The sequence below is a fragment of the Blautia sp. HCP3S3_C12 genome (assembly GCF_052064155.1).
In the GTDB taxonomy this organism is placed as follows: Bacteria; Bacillota; Clostridia; order Lachnospirales; family Lachnospiraceae; genus Blautia_A.
In genome coordinates this window covers 315,801-336,836 of sequence record NZ_JBQHWC010000002.1, presented here as the reverse complement: position 1 = coordinate 336,836, position 21,036 = coordinate 315,801, and the positions used below count along the sequence as shown (strand labels likewise).

The 21,036-nt window shown below is 43.1% G+C and carries 18 protein-coding genes and 1 riboswitch; of the genes, 1 reads left to right on the top strand and 17 read right to left on the bottom strand.

The annotated features are described in order from the left end of the window. Positions 1 to 2: 2 nt before the first annotated feature. The 17 genes from ACTNDS_RS03715 to ACTNDS_RS03635 all read right to left on the bottom strand — a co-directional run bounded on the left by ACTNDS_RS03715 (position 3) and on the right by ACTNDS_RS03635 (position 19,606). On the bottom strand, positions 3 to 320 hold the full coding sequence (locus tag ACTNDS_RS03715) for an AzlD domain-containing protein (protein ID WP_441033866.1): 318 nt from the start codon (positions 318 to 320) through the stop codon (positions 3 to 5). Continuing rightward, a complete protein-coding gene (locus ACTNDS_RS03710) occupies positions 310 to 1,104 on the bottom strand; it encodes an AzlC family ABC transporter permease (RefSeq protein ID WP_243873939.1) in 795 nt (264 codons plus the stop codon). The genes ACTNDS_RS03715 and ACTNDS_RS03710 overlap by 11 nt, the downstream gene beginning before the upstream one ends. An 87-nt stretch (positions 1,105 to 1,191) precedes the next feature. Further along, entirely contained in the window at positions 1,192 to 2,046 is an 855-nt protein-coding gene (locus tag ACTNDS_RS03705) for a putative manganese transporter (RefSeq protein ID WP_441033773.1), read from the bottom strand. A gap of 284 nt (positions 2,047 to 2,330) precedes the next feature. Beyond that, positions 2,331 to 3,641 carry an O-acetylhomoserine aminocarboxypropyltransferase/cysteine synthase family protein gene (locus ACTNDS_RS03700; RefSeq protein WP_173742275.1) on the bottom strand — a complete coding sequence of 437 codons (1,311 nt, stop codon included), beginning with the start codon at positions 3,639 to 3,641 and terminating at the stop codon, positions 2,331 to 2,333. 409 nt (positions 3,642 to 4,050) lie between these two features. Continuing rightward, a complete protein-coding gene (gene mnmA / locus ACTNDS_RS03695) occupies positions 4,051 to 5,133 on the bottom strand; it encodes a tRNA 2-thiouridine(34) synthase MnmA (RefSeq protein ID WP_173742276.1) in 1,083 nt (360 codons plus the stop codon). 241 nt (positions 5,134 to 5,374) lie between these two features. After that, the gene (cysK, locus tag ACTNDS_RS03690; protein WP_303241817.1) at positions 5,375 to 6,304 is read right to left on the bottom strand and encodes a cysteine synthase A; all 930 of its coding nucleotides are present in this window, start codon (positions 6,302 to 6,304) and stop codon (positions 5,375 to 5,377) included. Positions 6,305 to 6,395: 91 nt separating this feature from the next. Beyond that, positions 6,396 to 6,830 (bottom strand): RrF2 family transcriptional regulator, encoded by a 435-nt coding sequence (locus ACTNDS_RS03685; RefSeq protein WP_441033770.1) that lies wholly within the window; start codon positions 6,828 to 6,830, stop codon positions 6,396 to 6,398. Positions 6,831 to 7,122: 292 nt separating this feature from the next. After that, positions 7,123 to 9,504 (bottom strand): ribonucleoside triphosphate reductase, encoded by a 2,382-nt coding sequence (locus ACTNDS_RS03680; RefSeq protein ID WP_441033768.1) that lies wholly within the window; start codon positions 9,502 to 9,504, stop codon positions 7,123 to 7,125. A 145-nt stretch (positions 9,505 to 9,649) separates the two neighbouring features. Then, entirely contained in the window at positions 9,650 to 10,885 is a 1,236-nt protein-coding gene (gene hflX, locus ACTNDS_RS03675; protein ID WP_303241816.1) for a GTPase HflX, read from the bottom strand. Between the two features lie 8 nt (positions 10,886 to 10,893). Further along, positions 10,894 to 12,039 (bottom strand): tetratricopeptide repeat protein, encoded by a 1,146-nt coding sequence (locus ACTNDS_RS03670; RefSeq protein WP_441033765.1) that lies wholly within the window; start codon positions 12,037 to 12,039, stop codon positions 10,894 to 10,896. Positions 12,040 to 12,061: 22 nt separating this feature from the next. Next, positions 12,062 to 13,408 (bottom strand): phosphoglucosamine mutase, encoded by a 1,347-nt coding sequence (gene glmM / locus ACTNDS_RS03665; RefSeq protein ID WP_173742281.1) that lies wholly within the window; start codon positions 13,406 to 13,408, stop codon positions 12,062 to 12,064. Positions 13,409 to 13,524: 116 nt separating this feature from the next. Then, the gene (prfA, locus tag ACTNDS_RS03660) at positions 13,525 to 14,601 is read right to left on the bottom strand and encodes a peptide chain release factor 1 (RefSeq protein WP_441033761.1); all 1,077 of its coding nucleotides are present in this window, start codon (positions 14,599 to 14,601) and stop codon (positions 13,525 to 13,527) included. Next, positions 14,594 to 15,469 carry a peptide chain release factor N(5)-glutamine methyltransferase gene (gene prmC / locus ACTNDS_RS03655; protein ID WP_441033758.1) on the bottom strand — a complete coding sequence of 292 codons (876 nt, stop codon included), beginning with the start codon at positions 15,467 to 15,469 and terminating at the stop codon, positions 14,594 to 14,596. The genes prfA and prmC overlap by 8 nt, the downstream gene beginning before the upstream one ends. A 27-nt stretch (positions 15,470 to 15,496) precedes the next feature. Then, positions 15,497 to 16,495, bottom strand: coding sequence for a DUF1385 domain-containing protein (locus ACTNDS_RS03650; protein ID WP_441033755.1), 999 nt, complete (start codon positions 16,493 to 16,495; stop codon positions 15,497 to 15,499). 72 nt (positions 16,496 to 16,567) lie between these two features. After that, a complete protein-coding gene (rpmE, locus tag ACTNDS_RS03645) occupies positions 16,568 to 16,771 on the bottom strand; it encodes a 50S ribosomal protein L31 (RefSeq protein WP_019162824.1) in 204 nt (67 codons plus the stop codon). Positions 16,772 to 16,930: 159 nt separating this feature from the next. Next, the gene (gene rho / locus ACTNDS_RS03640; protein WP_441033751.1) at positions 16,931 to 18,313 is read right to left on the bottom strand and encodes a transcription termination factor Rho; all 1,383 of its coding nucleotides are present in this window, start codon (positions 18,311 to 18,313) and stop codon (positions 16,931 to 16,933) included. Between the two features lie 327 nt (positions 18,314 to 18,640). Next, complete coding sequence (locus ACTNDS_RS03635) at positions 18,641 to 19,606, bottom strand: anthrax toxin lethal factor-related metalloendopeptidase (protein WP_441033748.1); 966 nt, start codon at positions 19,604 to 19,606, stop codon at positions 18,641 to 18,643. Between the two features lie 193 nt (positions 19,607 to 19,799). Beyond that, a riboswitch (cyclic di-GMP riboswitch) is annotated at positions 19,800 to 19,888 on the bottom strand. A gap of 196 nt (positions 19,889 to 20,084) precedes the next feature. Here ACTNDS_RS03635 and ACTNDS_RS03630 point away from each other — a divergent pair. Further along, positions 20,085 to 21,005 (top strand): transglutaminase-like domain-containing protein, encoded by a 921-nt coding sequence (locus ACTNDS_RS03630; protein ID WP_441033745.1) that lies wholly within the window; start codon positions 20,085 to 20,087, stop codon positions 21,003 to 21,005. Positions 21,006 to 21,036 lie beyond the last annotated feature (31 nt).

Below are 21,036 nucleotides of genomic sequence, written 5' to 3'. Positions count from 1 at the left end.
TGTTACATTGAAAATTCCAGTATTCTCTCCACAATAAAGACTGCCGCACATGCAAATAACGCAACGGTCAGGAGACTCTTCTCCTTATATGCGGCAATCAATGCCACAACAAATCCAACTGCCGCCGATATTATACTGTCGGTGGCAAAAAGGATGGCCGGAAAGGTCATGGCTGCCAGACATGCATATGGCACATAATACAAAAATGATTTAATAAACGGACTGGTGATTTCTTTTCTGGAAAGAGCCAGGGGAAGCATACGGATCAGATAAGTCACACCAGCCATTACCAATATATAGATGTAAATATTATGCATGATTTATCTCCTTTTCCATAATCTCTTCCTCTCCGGCTTCCGTGCTTTGTTTTTCTTCCTGAACAGGACAGAAATAAGCAGCTGCACCTGCCACTATCAGAGTCGTAATAATGATTACAAATCCGGAGGATACATTTTTTAACAGCGGAATGACCTTAAACAACAGGCTGATTGCCATTGCTGCTGCCACCACAGCCAGCACTGCCCGGTTTTTCTTTGCCGGAGGAATAATAATAGCCAGAAACATTCCGTAAATTGCCACACTCAGGGCACTCATCATAAAATCAGGCAGCAGATTTCCGGAAATAGCACCTGCCAGAGTTCCAAGCACCCAGCCCGGGATAGCCACACACATGGCTCCATAATTATAAAAGGCACTTACTTTTCCCGGCTGGCTGGCACTGATACCGAAAATCTCATCTGTCACACCAAAAGCCGCAACATATCTGTGGCCCCTGGCCTCATCCCTTCTGAATTTCTGAGCCAGAGAAAATGACATCAGGCAATAGCGCAGATTAATCACCAGCTGCGTCAGTGCCATTTCCCAGTAAGAACCATTCATTACCATAATTTCCAGACCTGCAAACTGTCCGGCGGAAGTCACATTAGTCAGAGAAATCAGTACTGCCTGCCAGATACTCAGTCCGTCTGCCACTGCCATCATACCAAACGTAAAAGACACGGCAAAATATCCCAGCGCTATGGGAATACCGTCTCTCAGACCTTTTCTGAAGCTTTCTCCCTTCATATTTCTAGCCTTTTTCAAAGCTTCATTAGAATCAAGCATTTTTCATTTTACACTCCTTATATATCGCATTTAGGATGGAATTTCATACTGCCGGCAGATTTTCCAAATACTCCGCCTGTAACTTGGTCAAAAAACAATTCCCAGAAACTCTATCACAACTCCCCAGAAAACTCCAAGTACATACAGGGCTCCTACAATTTTCAGATTCTCTTTTCTGTTCTTATTTAACCGGAAAAGAACCAGAAGACCTACACCTGCATTTACCAGCAGGCCGGCCATCATAGCCCCTGCGCCGATAATCCGGTCCAGATACAGCTGGGTAATCACCACAGAAGATGCACAGTTGGGAATCAGTCCCACCAGTGCCGCAATTATTTCACCCATAACCGGAATCCCGGTAAACAGCTCTGCCAAAGTATTTTCTCCCACCAGACCAATGATAATATTTAATGCCAGAGAAATCAAGAATATATAAATAAAAATCTTAAGAGTATGGACAACTGCTGATTTTACAATTCCATGCTCACAATGACAGTGTTCCTCCTCACAAAGTACATGAACATCCATATCCTTTTCTCTTTTTTTCATTACATGCACATATACATATTCAATCATAAGACCTGAAAAAATGGCTATTCCCGCCTTGCATGCCAGGATACACAGCATGACAGATACAGGAACTGCATTAGAGATCATAATCGGCAGCATTTCGTCAGAAGTAGACATATAAACAGCCAGCAGGGTACCCACTGTAATCACTTTGCCTGCATAAAGGCTGGAGGCTGCTGCCGAAAATCCACACTGAGGGATCACGCCCAAAAGTCCGCCCCATACAGGACCAAATTTCCCGGCTGTGCGGATACGTTTCCTTGCAAGGCTCCCCGTCTTATGTTCTAAAGCTTCCATAAAAAGATAGGTCAGAAAAAGAAATGGTATCAATTTCAAGCTGTCTATTACGGAATCCATGATAATATCAATCATATTGTTTTTCCTTTCTGATAATTCTGTATCACCCGGCCCGTCAGGCCATATTTTCATATTTGCAATTAAATTGCATTTTATGATTATATCAGTTTCTTAGTATTTGTCAACCTCCCTCTGTATTAAAGCGGATATTCGCAATCCGCTTCGCTACTTGCTCATAACCGAACAACTGCTTATTGCTTTTCGTAACCGACCAGGGGACTTACTTGATTCGGTTAAAAAAGCTGCCTTTGAAACTGTATCTTAGTTTCAAAAGCAGCTCTCTGATTTATTTTATGGATTTATTTTATAGCTTTAAATGCCTCATCCAGATCCTGGATAATATCATCTACGTTCTCTGTACCGATGGAAAGACGAATAGTGTTCGGCTTAATTCCCTGATCCAGAAGCTCCTCCTCTGTGCACTGGCTGTGTGTGGTAGTTGCAGGATGGATGACCAGAGATTTTACATCTGCTACATTTGCAAGAAGTGAAAACAGTTCCAGGTTGTCGATAAAGTCTTTTGCTGTCTGTGCATCCCCTTTAATTTCAAAAGTAAAGATAGAACCACCGCCATTAGGGAAGTATTTTTTGTAAAGCTCCTGCTGAGCCGGATCTGTGGATACAGATGGATGATGAACCTTCTCTACCTGTGGATGATTATTTAAATACTGAACAACCTTCAGTGCATTCTCTACATGACGTTCTACACGAAGAGACAGTGTTTCAAGTCCCTGAAGGAAAATAAATGAGCTTACCGGAGAAATTGTTGCACCTGTGTCACGAAGAAGAATTGCACGGATTTTTGTAACAAATGCAGCCGGTCCGCAGGCCTTTGTGAAGCTTACTCCGTGGTAGCTTGGATTAGGCTCTGTCAGGGATGCAAATTTACCGGATGCTTCCCAGTCAAACTTACCACTTTCAACGATAACTCCACCGATGGTTGTTCCATGGCCGCCGATAAATTTAGTTGCTGAATGTACCACGATGTCTGCACCATATTCAAACGGTCTTACAAGGTAAGGTGTTGCAAATGTGTTATCTACAACAAGCGGGATTTTATGTGCATGAGCAATTTTTGCAATCGCTTCAATATCAACCACATCAGAGTTGGGGTTTCCAAGAGTTTCAATATACACTGCTTTTGTGTTGTCCTGGATTGCATTCTCTACTTCTTCAAGATCAAATACATCAACAAATGTTGTTGTAATTCCATAAGACGGAAGTGTATGCTCAAGCAGGTTTGTTGTTCCACCGTAGATATTCTTGGCTGCTACGATGTGATCCCCCTGCTGTGCAAGATTCTCGATGGTGTATGTGATTGCTGCTGCACCGGATGCTACTGCAAGTGCTGCAGAACCGCCTTCAAGTGCTGCGATTCTCTTCTCGAATACATCTTCTGTAGGGTTTGTCAGACGTCCGTAAATATTACCTGCATCTGCAAGTCCGAAACGAGCTGCTGCGTGATCGCAGTTTCTGAATACATAGGAAGATGTCTGGTAAATTGGTACTGCTCTGGCATCTGTAACCGGATCCGGACTTTCCTGTCCTACGTGAAGCTGTAATGTTTCAAATTTAAATTTTCTGTCTTTTCTTTCGATTTTTTTGCTCATGTTTTTTTCCTCATCTTTCTCTGATTTATCTTATAATAATATTCTTCTAATAATGTTCTCCTGATAATATCTTTCATCGGCACATTCGTTTTTCTTCTATATAAATTCGATTCTGGCTTTTTAATACTCTCATCTCGAAGCCTCTTTTCTTTCTACATATTTCATATCTTTTTGATATGATTTATCATATTTGTATATTATCACTTTAATCCTAGTATGTCAATAGGAAAAGAGTAGTCTTTTTCTATTGTTTCTTATAGTTTATAACTATATCAATCGGGTTCGCAAACAAGTGCGTCGTATAGGTATTTCGAAAACGATGTACTAGCTTATGAGAACTGCAAAACAAAACAGCACTTCCTGGACATAAAATGAGGGGCAAAATATTTTGCCCCTCATAATATCCTGTTTATTTCATACAGCTCTCAATCACACCGCCGCCTACAACAATATCCCCATCGTAGAGAACAACTGCCTGTCCTTTTGTAATGGCTCTCTGCGGTTTGTCAAAGCGCACATGAAGAACTCCATCCTCTGTCTGCCAAGCCACTGCATCCTGTTCCGGATGGCGATAGCGGATTTTTGCCTTCAGTCTCATTGGTTCTTTCAAGGATTCGCAGGAAATCAAATTTACTTTTTCTGCAGTCAGCTCTGTATGAAAAAGATCCTCATTACTTCCCAGCACAACCTGATTGGTTTTCGGTGAAATATCACACACATACAGTCTGGCTGCCGCCGGAATTCCCAGGCCACGCCTCTGACCAAGTGTATAGTGAATGATTCCCTTGTGTCTGCCAAGGATATTCCCTTCCATATCTACAAAATCTCCTGGCTTGGACTTACGTCCCGTGTACTGTTCAATAAACTTCGCGTAATCTCCATCCGGCACAAAGCAGATATCCTGGCTGTCATGCTTTCTGGCATTAATAAAGCCATGTTTTTCTGCGATCTCACGCACCTCTGTTTTTCGCAGTCCGCCTAATGGCAGAGAAATATGTGCCAGCTGCTCCTGTGTAAGCATATAAAGCACATAACTCTGATCCTTGGTATCATCTACTGCTTTCTTTAGCAGATAGCGGCCCCTTTCCTCATCATACTCCACACGGGCGTAATGGCCGGTTACAATATAGTCATACTCCAGCTCACGCATTCTCTGGAACATTTTGTCAAATTTCAGATAACGGTTGCAATCAATACAGGGATTGGGCGTACATCCATGTTCATAAGCATCTACAAAGCGATCCATAACATCTTCTTTGAATCTCTCAGAGAAATTAAAAACATAATATTTAATCCCCATTCTGTAGCATACACTTCTGGCATCCTCCACATCATCCAGAGAACAGCAGGTTTTCTCCCGTTTAATTCCTACATCTTCATTGTGAAACAGTTTCATAGTTGCTCCGATACACTGGTCACCGGATTCTTTGGTCAACAGAGCTGCTACGGAGCTGTCCACTCCACCGCTCATGGCAATAATTGCTTTTCTCATAGTTTCATTCCATCCTATCTTACTAAATCTGTCCTGTTATTGGTTCATAAGTCAAGCGGATATTCGCAATCCGCTTCGCTACTTGATTCGGTTAAACTGCTGCCCTTAGCCTGTCTGATTAAAAATTATTCTCTAAAATGATTGTCAGGGATTATCCCCAAGACTAACATAGCTATTCTATCACATCTGGGTAACCTAAAAAAAGCCCCTTTCAGGGCTTTTTTCAGATTACACTGCTGTTTTATACAAATAATGCTGTAGAATAGTACCTGTCTCCTGAGTCCGGAAGAAGTGCTACGATGGTTTTACCTTTGTTCTCCGGTCTCTTAGACAATTCAATTGCTGCATACAGAGCTGCACCAGAAGAAATACCAACCAGGATTCCTTCCTGCTTTGCAATAAGCTTTCCTGTTGTAAACGCATCCTCATTCTCTACAGGGATAACCTCGTCATAAACCTCTGTATTTAATGCCTTAGGCACAAATCCTGCACCAATTCCCTGAATCTTATGAGGGCCACTCTTTCCCTGAGAAAGTACAGGTGAAGTTGCAGGCTCTACTGCCACAACCTTTACATCCGGATTCTGGGATTTCAGATATTCCCCAACACCTGTGATCGTTCCGCCTGTACCAACACCAGCTACGAAGATATCTACCTGTCCGTCTGTATCTCTCCAGATCTCCGGTCCTGTAGTTTTTCTGTGGATCGCAGGGTTTGCAGGGTTCTCAAACTGTCCCGGAATAAAGCTGTTCTCATATTCTTCTGCCAGTTCTTTTGCTTTTGCAATTGCACCATTCATTCCCTTGCTTCCCTCTGTAAGAACAATCTCTGCGCCGTAAGCCTTCAGAATATTTCTACGCTCAACACTCATTGTCTCAGGCATAGTCAGGATCACCTTATATCCCTTGATCGCAGCCAGAGAAGCCAAACCAATTCCAGTATTTCCGGATGTAGGCTCAATGATCACTGCACCAGGTTTCAATACTCCCTTTTCCTCTGCATCTTCGATCATGCTCAGTGCGATACGATCCTTTGCACTTCCTGCCGGATTAAAATATTCCAGTTTTACCAGAACTTTTGCTTCCAGTCCCAGATTTTTCTCAATATTTCCAACCTCCAGAAGAGGAGTATTACCAACAAGTTCCGCTGCATTCTTATAAATCTTTGCCATGAGTTCGCCCTCCTTATTTCATAGTATCTAAATATGAATTATATGTTATTGATATGATATTCCTGTTTTCCCTGTTTGTCAAGGGAATTTTTTATATCACATAATCATTTCCCATCTGTTCATACCAGTCCTTCAGGTCCTGAAGAGTTACCTTGTCCAGCACCCCTTCAATGGCTTCATCCAGCATCTTCCACAGCCGCAGAGTCACACACTCTCCGGCCCTGTCACACTGATTCGGTTCATCCTCCAGACAGGCTACAGGCTTCATACTGCCTTCCGTCAGCCTGAGAATCATCCCGACCGTATAAGTTTTTGGATCCCTGGCCAGCATATATCCGCCCTGCGCTCCTCTCAGACTCTTCACATATCCAGCCTTCTTCAAGGACGAAATAATCTGCTCCAGATACTTCTCTGAAATAGATTCTCTGGCCGCAATATCTTTAATTTTTACCAGTTCTCCTGTATTATGCACAGCCAGATCCAGCATCAGTCTCAGTGCATATCTTCCTTTTGTCGAAATCTGCATACAAAAACCTCCCTTTATCTCTTATCAAACGGATAAAATCATCCGCTCCACTACTAAACAGATTTATTCCATATGTCTTTTACAATTATAAGTTTTCCTAGTTGATTAGTCAAGATATATTTCATATATTCAAAATATATTACCAGCAAACAGTAAATAAACAACGACAGTTACTGTTCTTTCTCCGTTCTCAACAGCATTAAGAGGACAGTTTCCGCTCTTATGCAGGAAACTGCCCTCTTAATTTTAAAGCCCTCTGTATTTATTCACTGCCGCACAGCAGATCATCCTTTTATTCCTCCAGATCATCCACATACTTCTGGATATTTGATGCATTTACATACTTTGTCACATTCTTTCCGCTCATAACCACCAGCGTAGGTGCCTGCATAATTCCAAACTCCCTGGCCATCTCCGGATTTTTTTCAGCATCAATGATCTCAAGCTCTTCACCCTCCAGCATCTTCTTGGCCATCTTACAATTTGGACAGGTACTGGTAGTAAAAAGATATTTATGTTCTGTCACAGGCTGGATTTTCACATCATCCTCTGTCATAGTTACCACACTGGTGTGTACAGGCTTCATTTTTTTCAGCTGTGAATGCATCACATCATACAGGGTACGGTTCTTATACTCCTGTGCTTTACCGTCATTCCAGTTCTGTACCGGACGGTAGTAACCGGTAATACGGCTGTAAACCTCCGCCTTTTTACCACACTTCGGACAGGTAAAATGCTCTCCGCTGATATAACCATGCTCCTTACATACTGAATATGTAGGAGAAATTGTGTAATACGGAAGCTTATAATTCTCAGCAATCTTACGAACCAGCGCAGCTGCAGCCTTCCAGTCAGGAAGCTTCTCACCGATAAATGCATGGAATACAGTACCTGAAGTATACAGTGTCTGTAATTCATCCTGAATATCCAGTGCATCAAAAATATCTGTTGTATATTCCACCGGAAGGTGGGAACTGTTTGTATAATATGGAGTATCACCTCTGCTTCCGGCTGTACGGATATCCGGCCAGCGCTTTCTGTCATGCTTTGCCAGACGATAAGCTGTAGACTCTGCCGGAGTAGCTTCCAGATTGAACAGTTCACCTTCATATTCCACCTGATAATCAGACAGTCGCTCTCTCATATGGAGAAGAACCTCTTTGGTAAACTGTTGGGTACGCTCATCAGACATATCTCCTCCAAGCCAGCAGGCATTTAACCCAACCTCATTCATTCCCACCAGACCAATGGTAGAGAAATGATTGGAAAAGCTGCCCAGATATCTCTTAGTATAAGGATACAGGCCCTCATTGAGAAGCTTGGTGATCACTTCTCTCTTGATGTGCAGGGAACGGGCAGCCAGATCCATCATATGATCCAGACGTCTGTAAAATTCTCCCGGAGTCTTGGACTGATAAGCAATTCTCGGCATGTTAATGGTAACAACACCAACGGAACCTGTACTCTCACCGGAACCAAAGAAACCGCCACTCTTTTTACGGAGCTCCCTCAGATCCAGACGAAGTCTGCAGCACATACTTCTGATATCGCTGGGTTTCATATCACTGTTAATATAATTGGAAAAATATGGGGTTCCATATTTGGAAGTCATTTCAAAAAGCAATCTGTTATTTTCTGTATCTGACCAGTCAAATTCCTTTGTGATAGAATATGTGGGGATGGGATACTGGAAACCTCTGCCGTTGGCATCTCCCTCGATCATGGTCTCGATAAAGGCCTTATTGATCATATCCATTTCTTTTTTGCAGTCTTTGTATTTGAAATCCATATTTTTGCCGCCTACAATAGCCGGCAGCTCTGCAAGATCATCCGGAACTGTCCAGTCCAGAGTAATATTGGAAAACGGAGCCTGGGTTCCCCATCTGCTGGGAGTATTTACCCCGTAGATAAAGGATTCAATACATTTCTTCACTTCCGGATAGTTCAGGTTGTCAACCTTTACAAAAGGAGCAAGATATGTATCAAAGGATGAAAATGCCTGGGCACCGGCCCACTCATTCTGCATAATTCCCAGGAAATTTACCATCTGGTTGCAAAGTACACTTAAATGTCTGGCCGGTGAAGAAGTGATCTTACCTTCAATACCTCCCAAGCCTTCCTGGATCAGCTGCTTCAATGACCAGCCCGCACAATATCCTGTAAGCATAGACAGATCATGGATATGGATATCCGCATTTCTGTGAGCCTCGGCAATCTCATCATCATAAATCTCAGACAGCCAGTAATTTGCAGTTACTGCACCGGAGTTACTCAGGATCAGTCCCCCTACAGAATAAGTAACTGTAGAATTCTCCTTTACACGCCAGTCTTCTACTTTTACATAGCTGTTTACGATTTCTTTATAATCCAGAATCGTAGATTTCATATTACGCACTTTTTCCCTCTGCTTGCGGTAAAGGATATATGCCTTTGCCACATCTGCATATCCAGCCTGGATCAGTACATTCTCCACACTGTCCTGAATCTCTTCTACAGAAATCTTATTATCCTTGATCTTATTCTGAAAATCTGCTGTCACCCGCAGTCCCAGCAGATCAATCATCTCTTTGCTGTAATTCTTTTCCTGCGCATTAAACGCTTTATCAATGGCAGATGTGATCTTACCTATCTTGAACTCATCCATCTGTCCATCTCGTTTCACTACCTGAAACATATCAAAGCCTCCCAACCTTCTCATGTAAATAATGATTCCGTTTCATTGTATCATCGTCCTGTAATTCCGTCAACATTAAAAACACCATATGTTGTGTTTTATTTTAATCGCTAAAACATTATATGGTGTTTCTCTTTCTGTTTTTTTATACTACCTGAGGGTAGATTTCCCGGGGAACTCTTGCCTTTACAGCAATTCCGGACTCTGTATATTCTTCTGAGATCAATTGTCCGAATTCACGGATCAACTGAATTTTTCCAGCCTCCTGATAAGGAAAAACTCTCTCTACATAGATCAGCTCCTCTGTCAGAAGCTTCTCCAGAAGATCATTTAATGCATCCAGCCCTTCCCCGGTCCTGGCTGAAATTTTCAGCGAATAATCTGATTTAAAATCTCTGAGTACTGCTGCCCCCGGTGCATCCTGCTTATTAAAAAGGGTAATAATCTTTTTTCCCAGCACCCCCAGTTCCTTCAAGGTCTCATATACCACATGGATCTGCATTTCTGCCTGAGGATTAGAAGCATCTACCACATGGATAATATAATCTGCATACTTAGCCTCTTCCAGTGTACTTTTAAAGGCTTCCACCAGATGATGTGGCAATTTATTGATAAAACCAACAGTATCTGTCAACAGGATTTGTTGTCCATCCTTCAGATTCAGAATTCTTGTAGTAGGATCCAGGGTTGCAAATAATTTATCTTCAGACAGAACCGATGCACCTGTAAGCTTATTCAGCAAAGTGGATTTTCCGGCATTGGTATATCCTACAATAGCCGCTGTCTTTACCTTACCTCTTGCCCGTCCGGTACGGAGCAGTTCTCTGTGCTTTTCCACCTGCGCCAGGTCCTGCTTCAGGGCTGAAATTCTGGTGCGGATAAGACGTCTGTCTGTCTCCAGCTTCTTCTCACCAGGTCCTCTGGTTCCGATTCCACCGCCCAGACGGGACAGAGATTCCCGCAAACCTACCAGCCTTGCCGAACGATAGCGAAGCTGTGCCAGCTCCACCTGAATCTTTCCTTCACTGGTAACTGCCCTTGCAGCAAAAATATCCAGAATCAGCAACGTCCTGTCCATAACCTTACAGTCAAGCTCCCTCTCCAGATTGTTCAGCTGTGCCGGAGACAGCTCATCATCACAGATTACTCCTGTGGCATCCATGGCATATACCAGAGAACGCACTTCCTCTATTTTACCTTTACCGATATAAGTACCGGGATGTACTGCCTCACGGTTCTGGATAATCCTTCCCACAGTCACTGCTCCTGCAGTTTCTGCAAGCTCCTCCAGCTCGTCCAAAGAGTCCAGCACATTGTCCTCTGCAGCCGTCTGCACGCCTATAAGGATTACCCGTTCTTCTAATCTGCCAAGCTCTTCCATATACTCTCCTACTGTTCCTCTGAACTGTTTGTATTTGTATTATCTGCAGTACTGCTGTCCGCAGCAGTATCCCCTGCTGTTGTCTCTGCTCCGGAATTTTCATTCTGCCCGGTTACACGGGTTTTCAGAAATGCCAGTTCCTTTTTCATCGTCTTATCATCCGGATACAGTTCCAGATACTCTTCTGCCTTCTGTTTTGCAGTTGCAAAATCAAGCTTCTTCTCATATACTGTCATTTCATTAAACAAAAGGCTTTTCAGTTCCTCTCCTTCTGCAAAGGTGAGGGCACTGGAAATATTGGAAAGAGCACTGTCATAATCTCCATCCTCAATATCACAGAGAGCCAGACCATTAAAGCCTCTGGCACTGTCCTCTGCCTGAGATACATATTCCTCAAATTTCTTTCTGGCACTGGCAGTATCCTTCTGTTCCATGTAAACCATTCCCTGAAGCAGTACGGCTTCTGTATTCCCATCATCTGCAGCCTCCTGTAGTTCTTTCTGGGCATTATCATAATCACTCATATAATAATATACCCGTCCCCTGTCACAGTGATCCTGGGCATTGTCTGCAGTCTTTGCCAGAGCAGCTTCCAGATAGCGGGTTCCATCTGCTTCCATATCCTTTTCCAGATAAGCACTGTAAATGCGGATTGCCATATCGTAAGTAGCTTCTTCTCCATATGCCTGCTCAAAATCAACGGAAGCCTCCTCATAGGAATCCATGGCCAGTGCCACCTCACCTGTAAGAAAATACACATCTGCATCCATATCGTAATCCGCTGCAATGGACTGACAGTCTGCCATTGCCTCATCATATGCTTTTATTTTCAGGTATGCAGCTGCTCTGTAGGATAAAATATCCTTTTTCAGAGACTTTCCCACCTTCTTACAATTCAAAGCATCCGTAAAATTCTCAATGGCCTCTTTATAATTTCCAAGATGCACATTCGCCACGCCTGCCCCTCTGTAAGAGCCTGCCGGATTTACACCGGCAGCAATGGCAGTTTCAAATTCCTGCAGCGCTTCGTCATATTTTTCCGCTTCCAGGTCACTGGATGCCTGTCTGTAATTTTTCATATCACTGCCGCAGCCGGAAAAAAAGACAGTTCCCAGGCATACAGCTAAAAACACTGCTATCTTTCTATTCTTCATGAGTATCCTTTATATCACAAATTTAATCAATAACCAGACCTTCTGCTTCCATTACTTTCACTACCCGATCTACATTTTCATGACAGAGTTCATCTGTTCCTGCCTCTACCATAACACGGATCAGAGGTTCTGTACCACTTTCACGGACCAGGATACGACCTTCATTGCCCAAAGATATGGCAACCTCCTCAACAGCCTTTACAACCGCCGGATTTTCCCTGGCAGTCTTCTTGTCAGACACACGCACATTGCGCAGAAGCTGAGGATAAACTTTCATTTCCTTTGCCAGATCACACAGAGTTGCTTTTTTCTCTACGCAGGCCTCCATGATCATAAGAGAGGTCAGGATTCCATCTCCTGTTGCTGCATATCTGCTGAAAATAATATGTCCTGACTGCTCACCGCCAATGCTGTAATTATTTTCCATCATATTCTCGGCAACATATTTATCCCCTACTGCTGTCTGCTCGTAATCAATTCCTTCTCTTTCCAGGGATTTGTACAGACCCAGATTAGACATTACAGTAGTTACCACTGTATTGCCATTTAATCTTCCCTGCTCTTTGAGATATTTTCCACAGACATACATGATCTTATCTCCATCGATCACATTTCCCAGATGATCCACTGCAATACAGCGGTCTGCATCTCCATCATAGGCAAAACCAATATCCAAACCGTTATCCACCACATATTTCTGAAGCACTTCAATATGTGTAGAACCACAGTTTGTATTAATATTAGTTCCATCCGGCTCATTATTGATCACGTATGTTTTTGCGCGGAGTGCATCAAATACACTCTTGGCAATAGCTGAGGAGCTTCCATTTGCACAATCCAGACCAACTTTAATATTTTTGAAATCACGGCATGGAATAGAAATCAGATGTCCGATATAGCGGTTACGTCCGGAAGCAAAATCTATAGTACGTCCTACATCCTCCCGGGTTGCCAGAGGAAGTTCTTCCAGCACGCCGTCCAGGTAAGACTCGATCCTAGCCTCAATCTCAGCCTCAATCTTCTGTCCATTTCCATTCAGCAGTTTGATTCCATTATCATAAAAGGGATTGTGGCTTGCAGAAATCATAATACCACAGTCAAAATCCTCTGTGCGGACTGCATAGGAAACACTTGGTGTGGTAGTAACATGAAGAAGATATGCATCTGCACCGGATGCAGTCAGTCCTGCTACCAGAGCATATTCAAACATATAGCTGCTTCTTCTGGTGTCTTTACCGATAACGATCTTTGCTTTGTGGTTCCGGCCATAATACCAGCCTACATAACGTCCAACCTTAAATGCATGATTTACTGTCAGTTTGACATTAGCTTCTCCTCGAAAACCATCTGTTCCAAAATATTTTCCCATAATGCTCCTCCTTAATTTATAGCTATATTTATGATGTTAGGGTCAAAAGGGATTTTGCCCCTAACTTGATATCTACGAATTGCTCCGCTGCAAAGCAGCTCCCGCAATTCTCATATTTATGCCTCATCCTGTAAGTTACTCAGCTTCGCTGCCTGATCTGCTGCGATCAGACTATCAATGATCTCATCCAGGTCACCGTTTAAAATATTATCCAGTCGGTGGAGGGTCAATTTGATCCTGTGGTCTGTCACACGTCCCTGAGGGAAATTATACGTACGGATTTTCTCTGAACGGTCACCGGTTCCAATCTGACTCCTGCGTGCCTCTGCCTCTGCATCATGCTGCTTGGCAAGCTCCATCTCATACAGACGGGAACGAAGTACCTTCAGGGCTTTATCCTTATTTTTCAGCTGTGATTTCTCATCCTGACAGGAAATTACAATACCTGTAGGAATATGAGTCAGTCGTACTGCTGAATCTGTAGTATTAACGCACTGTCCGCCGTTACCGGAAGCACGGAACACATCAAATTTACAGTCATTCATATCCAGATGGAAATCTATCTCCTCTGCCTCAGGCATAATTGCCACTGTACAGGTAGAGGTATGGATACGTCCGCCGGATTCTGTCTCCGGTACTCGCTGCACACGATGTACACCACTTTCATATTTCAGTCTGGAATAAGCTCCTGCACCTGTGATCATGAAAGTGACTTCCTTAAATCCGCCGATTCCGTTTTCATTAAGGCTCATCATCTCTGTTTTCCAGCGCCGTGACTCCGCATACTTCACATACATACGGTAGATTTCTGCTGCAAAAAGAGCTGCTTCATCTCCGCCGGCACCTGCACGGATCTCTACGATAACATTCTTACTGTCATTTGGATCCTTCGGAAGAAGAAGAATCTTCAGTTCATGCTCCAGCTCCTCTACCTTTTTCTTCGCATCGGACAGCTCCTCTTTGAGCATTTCCCTCATTTCTTCATCCTTTTCCTCTTCCAGCATGGCAATGCTGTCCTGGATGATTTCTTTATTTTTCTTATATTCACGATAAGTGTCTACGATAGGCTGCAGATCACTCTGCTCCTTCATAAGCTTCTGGAAATGCTCCTGGTTATCTGTAACTCCGGGCTCTCCCAGTTCATTCAGTACCTCCTCAAAGCGAATGAGCAGATCGTCTAATTTATCAAACATTCTGTTCCTCCTGTAATGATTTCTGTCCCAGGACTACGCGGTCTAATCCACACAGGTCCTTCTTTATCTCTGTATTTATAAATCCTTCTTTGTCCAGCAGCTCCTTCACAGCCTTTCCCTGATCCCAGCCAATCTCATAGAGAAGCCAGCCTCCGGGAAGCATATAATCCATTGCCTGCTTCGTAATGGCACGGTAGAAGTACAGTCCGTCTGCCTTTCCATCCAAAGCCATCCGGGGATCATGCAGCCTTACCTCTTCCATCAGTCCCTCAATCTCCTCTGTGGGAATATAGGGTGGGTTTGATATCAGCATATCATAAGCCGGCCCGCTGAAATATTCTGAAGAAAACAGATCACTTTTTACAAACTCTGCCCTGTCTGCCGTCTGAAGCCTCCGGGCATTGCAGGCAGCCACCTTCAATGCTTTTTCCGAAAGATCTGCCCCTGTTCCGGATGCATCCGGAATTTCCAGCAGAATACTGGTCAGGATACAGCCTGAACCTGTGCACATATCCAGAACCCTGGGCTTTTGCCTGCCCTTCAGAAGTCTGAGTGCTTCCTCCACCAGCGTCTCCGTATCCTGTCTGGGAATCAGCACATCCTCATTAACGTAAAATTCATATCCCATAAAAAAAGCCTGATGCGTCAGATGCTGAAGAGGGATATGCTGCGAGCGACCTGTGACCAACTCCAGATACCGGTCCGCTGTCTCTTTTGTAACACATTCTTCTCCGTGTGCAAGGTAATACGCCCGGCTTTTTCCTGTGATATATTCCAGAAGGAGGCGGGCATCCAGCCCGGCCTCCTCAATTCCTGCCTGTACAAGAATTTCCTGTCCTTTTTTTAATAATCCTGTAAGGGTTTCCATAGTTTCTTTCCTCCCAGGTCTTTTCTCCTACTTTTCAGCAGCTGTCTCTTCATCGGAAGGATAAGGAATCTCCAGATCAAATTCATCCTTTAGATATGCTCTCCAGTCAAACACCGCCTCAACAGCCTTAATGGCAACCTCTGCCATATCCGCTGTAGGTTCCTTTGTAGTAAGCTTCTGCATTGCCAGACCTGGCTTGCTGAAGAAATCTGCGATCTTGCTGTCTGATCTGCCTGCCCACTGAATGATCTCAAAAGAAATACCTGCCACGATGGGTACCATCAAAAGTCTTCCGAATAATCTTACCCAGTAAACCGGTACCAGTACAAATATAAAATGCAGAAAAATACTGACGATCATTACCAGAAACAGAAAACTGGTTCCACATCTTTTATGCAGTCTGGAGCTTGCCAGTACATTCTCCACTGTAAGCGGAAGACCATGCTCCACACAATTAATACACTTGTGTTCTGCCCCATGATACATAAAGGTTCTCTGGATGTCCTTCATTCTGGAAATGAGAAGCATATATCCCATAAACAATGCCAGCTTTACAAAAGCCTCCACAATGGTCACCACAAACTCAGAAGCTCCTACCTTACGGCAAAGACTGGCCAGTGCATACGGCAGAAGCATGAAAGCCGCAATGGATACTACAATAGAAATTGCTACTGTAATATATAACAGCCATTTAAACTGCCTGTCTTCTTTTTTCTTTTTTGCTGCAAGCTCTTCCTCAGTGAGGGATGCATTCTTTTCTGCTTCTTCCTCATCCTCCTCATCACCTGCGATCTCGGCAGAGTACATCAGACACTTTGTTCCTACCACTAGGGAATCCACAAAGCTTACAACTCCACGGATCAGCGGATATTTCAGGAATTTTGCATTTCCAAATATACACTTATAGTCCTCTACCTTTAACTCAATTTCTTTGTCCGGCCTGCGCACTGCAATGGAGTATTTATCCTTATGGCGCATCATGATGCCTTCCATAACTGCCTGGCCGCCAATATTTGATGATTTCATCCTTTTCTCCTAAAGACCAAGAAAGGTTGAGATTTCCCAACCTCAACCTTCTCAATTCATACTATATTCTGATTATTTGCTCAGACCATATTTCTTATTGAACTTATCAATACGTCCACGAGCCTGTGCAGCTTTCTGCTGACCTGTGTAGAATGGATGACATTTGGAGCAGATTTCTACGTGGATGTCCTGCTTTGTAGAACCTGTTACGAATGTATTACCGCAGTTACAGGTTACAGTTGCCTGATAGTAGTTCGGATGGATTCCTTCTCTCATGATTTTCACCTCTCTGTAAAGATTCTATTTACTATTCGTATTCATTGACGAATTATCACTGATTGCCGCTTATACGGCACCAGCAAATTTACTATTAATTAAACAGCTTTTTGATTATATCACAGCCCCCGGAGGAATGCAAGGTATTTTACATTTTTTTTAAATGAATTTCTGCTTTTTCACTGTCTGCACAAATTCCTCGTTATTTCTGGTCCGTGCAAACATATTCAGGATCTGCTCTACCGCATCCTCAGACTTCATACCATTCAATGCCTTACGCATAATATACACAGCTTCCTGTTCCTCTTTTGTCAGAAGAAGATCCTCTCGTCTGGTGCCGGATTTCTGGATGTCAATAGCAGGGAATACCCTCTTCTCCTGCAGCTTTCTGTCCAGTACCAGCTCCATATTACCGGTTCCCTTAAATTCCTCATAGATCACATCGTCCATCTTACTTCCGGTATCTACCAGCGCTGTAGCAAGAATAGTCAGGCTGCCTCCCTCCCGCATATTTCTGGCAGCTCCGAAAAACCGCTTCGGCATATGCAGAGCCGCCGGATCAAGACCACCAGACAAAGTTCGTCCGCTTGGCGGAATGATCAGGTTGTATGCCCTTGCAAGTCTGGTAATGGAATCCAGAAGAATGGTAACATCCTTTTTATGCTCTACCAATCTGCGCGCACGCTCCACTACCATCTCAGATACACGCTTATGATGCTCTGGAAGCTCATCAAAGGTAGAATAGATCACCTCCACATTGCTTCCACGGATTGCTTCTTTAATATCTGTAACCTCTTCAGGACGCTCATCGATCAAAAGAATGATCAGATGCATATCCGGGTTATTTTTAAGAATCGATTTGGCCACATCCTTCAAAAGCGTGGTTTTACCGGCCTTTGGCGGGGACACAATCATTCCACGCTGTCCCTTTCCAATTGGACTGATAAGATCCACGATCCTCATGGCTACAGTTCCACCTGGTCTCTCCATCCGCAGACGTTCATTGGGAAAAACAGGGGTCATATCCTCAAAATTATATCGTCTCTGGCCCTCGCTGGGATGGAATCCATTGATGGAAGTCACATACAAAAGGGCACTGAATTTCTCACCCTGGGTCTTAATCCTGATATTACCACGGATGATGTCTCCTGTTTTTAAATTAAATCTGCGGATCTGAGAAGGAGATACATAAATATCGTTTTCACCGGGCATATAATTTTCGCATCGGATAAATCCATATCCATCCGGAAGCACCTCCAGAATCCCATTGGCCTTCTCTCCGCTGTCCAGTTGTACATTTTCCGCAGATACATGGCTCTGGGAAGACTCATTTTCTGCTTTCTTATGCTCCTCTTCCTCCGCCTTTTTATCAGGCTCTTTCTTTTCAGCTTGTTTATTATTCTCTTCGTTCTCCAACTGATCCTCCTGAAGCATCCGTTCGATCAGTTCCGGTTTCCGCAACGTTGACACTCCCTTTAAACCTCTGGCTTTTGCCAGATCTTTTAATGTTGCCAGAGATAATGATTCATACTTTTCTCTCATATAAATACCTCACAGCTTTCTGCAGCTATATTAAAATATAACATTTATCAATCTTCTTTGTATTATCTGTTTCTGTTAATGGGATAAACTGCCGGAAATGGCAAGAATATCAGATATTTTGTATATACTAACATACTTTCTGTTATCTGTCTACTGCTACTCTATTATCTCATATTATATTCTCTTCCTGCCCCTGCATGCAAGTAGTTTTCTATTACCTTTTCCGCCAAAATTCGTTCTGTGTTACTGTTCCGCAGTTTATCAGAAGGAGCTTACAAAAAGCCGGAAACATATCCATGCTTCCGGCTTCGCTCATCACTTTATAAATTATTTCCAGATTGCTCCGTAATATTTCTGAATCTTTGCAATACGTTCATCTGTAATAGACTCAACCGCTGATCTGACAGCCTCATAAGTCTTCGGTCTTGCAGCTTTTAATGCACCTGGGTTCAGAACATATTCTTTCGCTGATTCTGCAAAATATTCTGAACTGTTCTGTGTTACATAAGCTTTATTATAAGCTGTGTACAGGCTCTTCTCCTGATTATAGATAGTCTTGAATTCTGATGTAGTGTCTACATTACCGGCAATAAATGCGATGAAATGGCCCAATTCATGATAAATGGTCTCATTTGCTTTTTTCAATGTGATCTGTCTGTTACGGGCATTGAAATATCCTGAATAAGAAACAGATGGATCTACGTTGACTTTAAATCCAAGGGTTCTGTATGCTGTCAGTACACGGCTGTCTTCTTTCGGAGCAAGCTGTCCAACCTCAACAGTACCTGTAACACCACTATTATTAACTGCGCCTGCAGAATTAACTCCTGTGGAAACTCCTGCCTTTGCTGTTGTAGTTGTGGTAACTGTGGTAGTAGCTACTGTAGTAACCACTTTCACTTTTGACTTCTTTGTATATTTCTCTTCAATCTTTTTTACAACTGTTGTCTTGGTTACAATTGAAGCACTGGAAGTCTGAGCTGTTTTTTTGGAAGTAGTTGATGTGGCAGGAAGCTCTTTTGTGTATGTTTTTGCTGCTGCCTTTTTCATCTTTACTTTCTTAGTCGTGGTTTTCTTACTTGTAGTAGTTTTAACCACCGGCTTATCTGCAAGAGGTGTCTCCTCTTCTTCAATGTTAGTTTCCATCTCAGGGTCTGTATACACCGGAAGCTCCGGTATCTGGCTTTTCTGCTGTACAACAGCCACACTGCCCACAGCTACAGCAAGCACAATTGCAGTTAATCCTGCTGCTACCCTTCTCTTTTTCAATAATTCAGTGATTTTCTTTTTCATAAACCTTACACATCCCTTCTGAATGTTGCAATCCTACGTAAATGGATCCAGATATCAGAAGCAATATGGATTAAAATTGACTTTCCTATTTGTGGAAATAAAAAAACCGTTTATCAATATAAACGGCTACCACAAATATAAGCTGATCCAAATCAGCTCTTTCCTGAAATCACATTACATAATTGGAATTTAATGTGGCAACCGGCTGTCATAATCAGCAATGCTGATCTTAGACCCTTGGCTTTGCGTCCCTGCTTTTCAACAGGTTTGCCTTTATTTATCTATAGTATATTCCGCGTTTTTGAGAATGTCAATACAGTTTTACCGGCAAATTATTACAAATATTAATTTTTTTGTAAATTACATTTTCTTTTTCCGCTAATCTGCTATACTGTTGATAGAAATACTTTTTAACCCCAAATACTATCATCTTTATATACACATTTTTTATTTTAAATATACGCAAAGGAACGAACCAATGTCAAAACCTCATTTTGTCCATGTCTTTGTCGTCCTGGTATTGATTTCCTGTCTGGTTCTGGCAGGCTGCGGGACTTCTGCCGGAGACTCCAAAGAGCCTCCCGATTATTCCCCTCTTCAGGTACTGGTTCCCAAAGCTCCCGGGAAAAAAGTTGTAGGAAATTCCCCACTGACTCTGGATATCTCCAATATCACACAGGGTTATCTCACTGCTGTGGCTGATTCCGCAAGACAAAAGGTGAACGTTCAGCTGACAGCAGACGGTGGAACTACTTATTCCTATTTTATACAGCCCGGTGAAAACGCTGTAATTCCCTTTACAGACGGCAGCGGTACTTATCAGATCTGTTGTTACCAGCAAATAGACGGTACACAATATGCAGCTCTTTTCGCAGAGAATCTGGATGTTCAGTTAGATAATGAATTCCTCCCCTTTCTCTATCCCAATCAGTATGTGAATTTTTCGCCGGAATCAAAGACCAGTAAGCTAGCCCTCTCCATTGTATCAGAGGGTACCTCCGACATTGATGCCCTTCAGGCAATTTATAATTATGTTATCAGCCATGTCACCTATGATTATGAACTGGCAGAAAGTGTGGATTCTGATTATCTTCCGGATGTAGACCAGACCCTTGAAACAGGAGAGGGAATCTGCTTTGACTACGCCGCCCTTACAGCAGCCATGCTCAGAAGCCGCGACATCCCCTGTAAGCTTCAGATCGGATATGCCGGTACTGTCAAGCACGCCTGGATCAGCATATATATACGCTCCAGAGGATGGGTGGATAAGGCCGTGGAATTCAGTGGCGATTCCTGGTCCCGCATGGATCCCACCTTTGACTCCAACAGCAAGGAAGATGCATCCATCCGGCAATACATAGGAGATGATGAAAATTACACTGTACAATTTACAAGATAAGTCTGCCGCAAGTCTCAGAAAGGAATAAAAT

What these genes read in the sequence shown, in the direction of transcription:
- ACTNDS_RS03710 (WP_243873939.1), bottom strand. Translation starts at nt 1,104, where the DNA reads ATGCTTGATTCTAATGAAGCTTTGAAAAAGGCTAGAAATATGAAGGGA.
- ACTNDS_RS03705 (WP_441033773.1), bottom strand. Translation starts at nt 2,046, where the DNA reads ATGATTGATATTATCATGGATTCCGTAATAGACAGCTTGAAATTGATA.
- ACTNDS_RS03700 (WP_173742275.1), bottom strand. Translation starts at nt 3,641, where the DNA reads ATGAGCAAAAAAATCGAAAGAAAAGACAGAAAATTTAAATTTGAAACA.
- mnmA (WP_173742276.1), bottom strand. Translation starts at nt 5,133, where the DNA reads ATGAGAAAAGCAATTATTGCCATGAGCGGTGGAGTGGACAGCTCCGTA.
- cysK (WP_303241817.1), bottom strand. Translation starts at nt 6,304, where the DNA reads ATGGCAAAGATTTATAAGAATGCAGCGGAACTTGTTGGTAATACTCCT.
- ACTNDS_RS03685 (WP_441033770.1), bottom strand. Translation starts at nt 6,830, where the DNA reads ATGCAGATTTCGACAAAAGGAAGATATGCACTGAGACTGATGCTGGAT.
- ACTNDS_RS03680 (WP_441033768.1), bottom strand. Translation starts at nt 9,504, where the DNA reads ATGTTTCAGGTAGTGAAACGAGATGGACAGATGGATGAGTTCAAGATA.
- hflX (WP_303241816.1), bottom strand. Translation starts at nt 10,885, where the DNA reads ATGGAAGAGCTTGGCAGATTAGAAGAACGGGTAATCCTTATAGGCGTG.
- ACTNDS_RS03670 (WP_441033765.1), bottom strand. Translation starts at nt 12,039, where the DNA reads ATGAAGAATAGAAAGATAGCAGTGTTTTTAGCTGTATGCCTGGGAACT.
- glmM (WP_173742281.1), bottom strand. Translation starts at nt 13,408, where the DNA reads ATGGGAAAATATTTTGGAACAGATGGTTTTCGAGGAGAAGCTAATGTC.
- prfA (WP_441033761.1), bottom strand. Translation starts at nt 14,601, where the DNA reads ATGTTTGATAAATTAGACGATCTGCTCATTCGCTTTGAGGAGGTACTG.
- prmC (WP_441033758.1), bottom strand. Translation starts at nt 15,469, where the DNA reads ATGGAAACCCTTACAGGATTATTAAAAAAAGGACAGGAAATTCTTGTA.
- ACTNDS_RS03650 (WP_441033755.1), bottom strand. Translation starts at nt 16,495, where the DNA reads ATGAAATCATCAAATATTGGCGGCCAGGCAGTTATGGAAGGCATCATG.
- rpmE (WP_019162824.1), bottom strand. Translation starts at nt 16,771, where the DNA reads ATGAGAGAAGGAATCCATCCGAACTACTATCAGGCAACTGTAACCTGT.
- rho (WP_441033751.1), bottom strand. Translation starts at nt 18,313, where the DNA reads ATGAGAGAAAAGTATGAATCATTATCTCTGGCAACATTAAAAGATCTG.
- ACTNDS_RS03635 (WP_441033748.1), bottom strand. Translation starts at nt 19,606, where the DNA reads ATGAAAAAGAAAATCACTGAATTATTGAAAAAGAGAAGGGTAGCAGCA.
- ACTNDS_RS03630 (WP_441033745.1), top strand. Translation starts at nt 20,085, where the DNA reads ATGTCAAAACCTCATTTTGTCCATGTCTTTGTCGTCCTGGTATTGATT.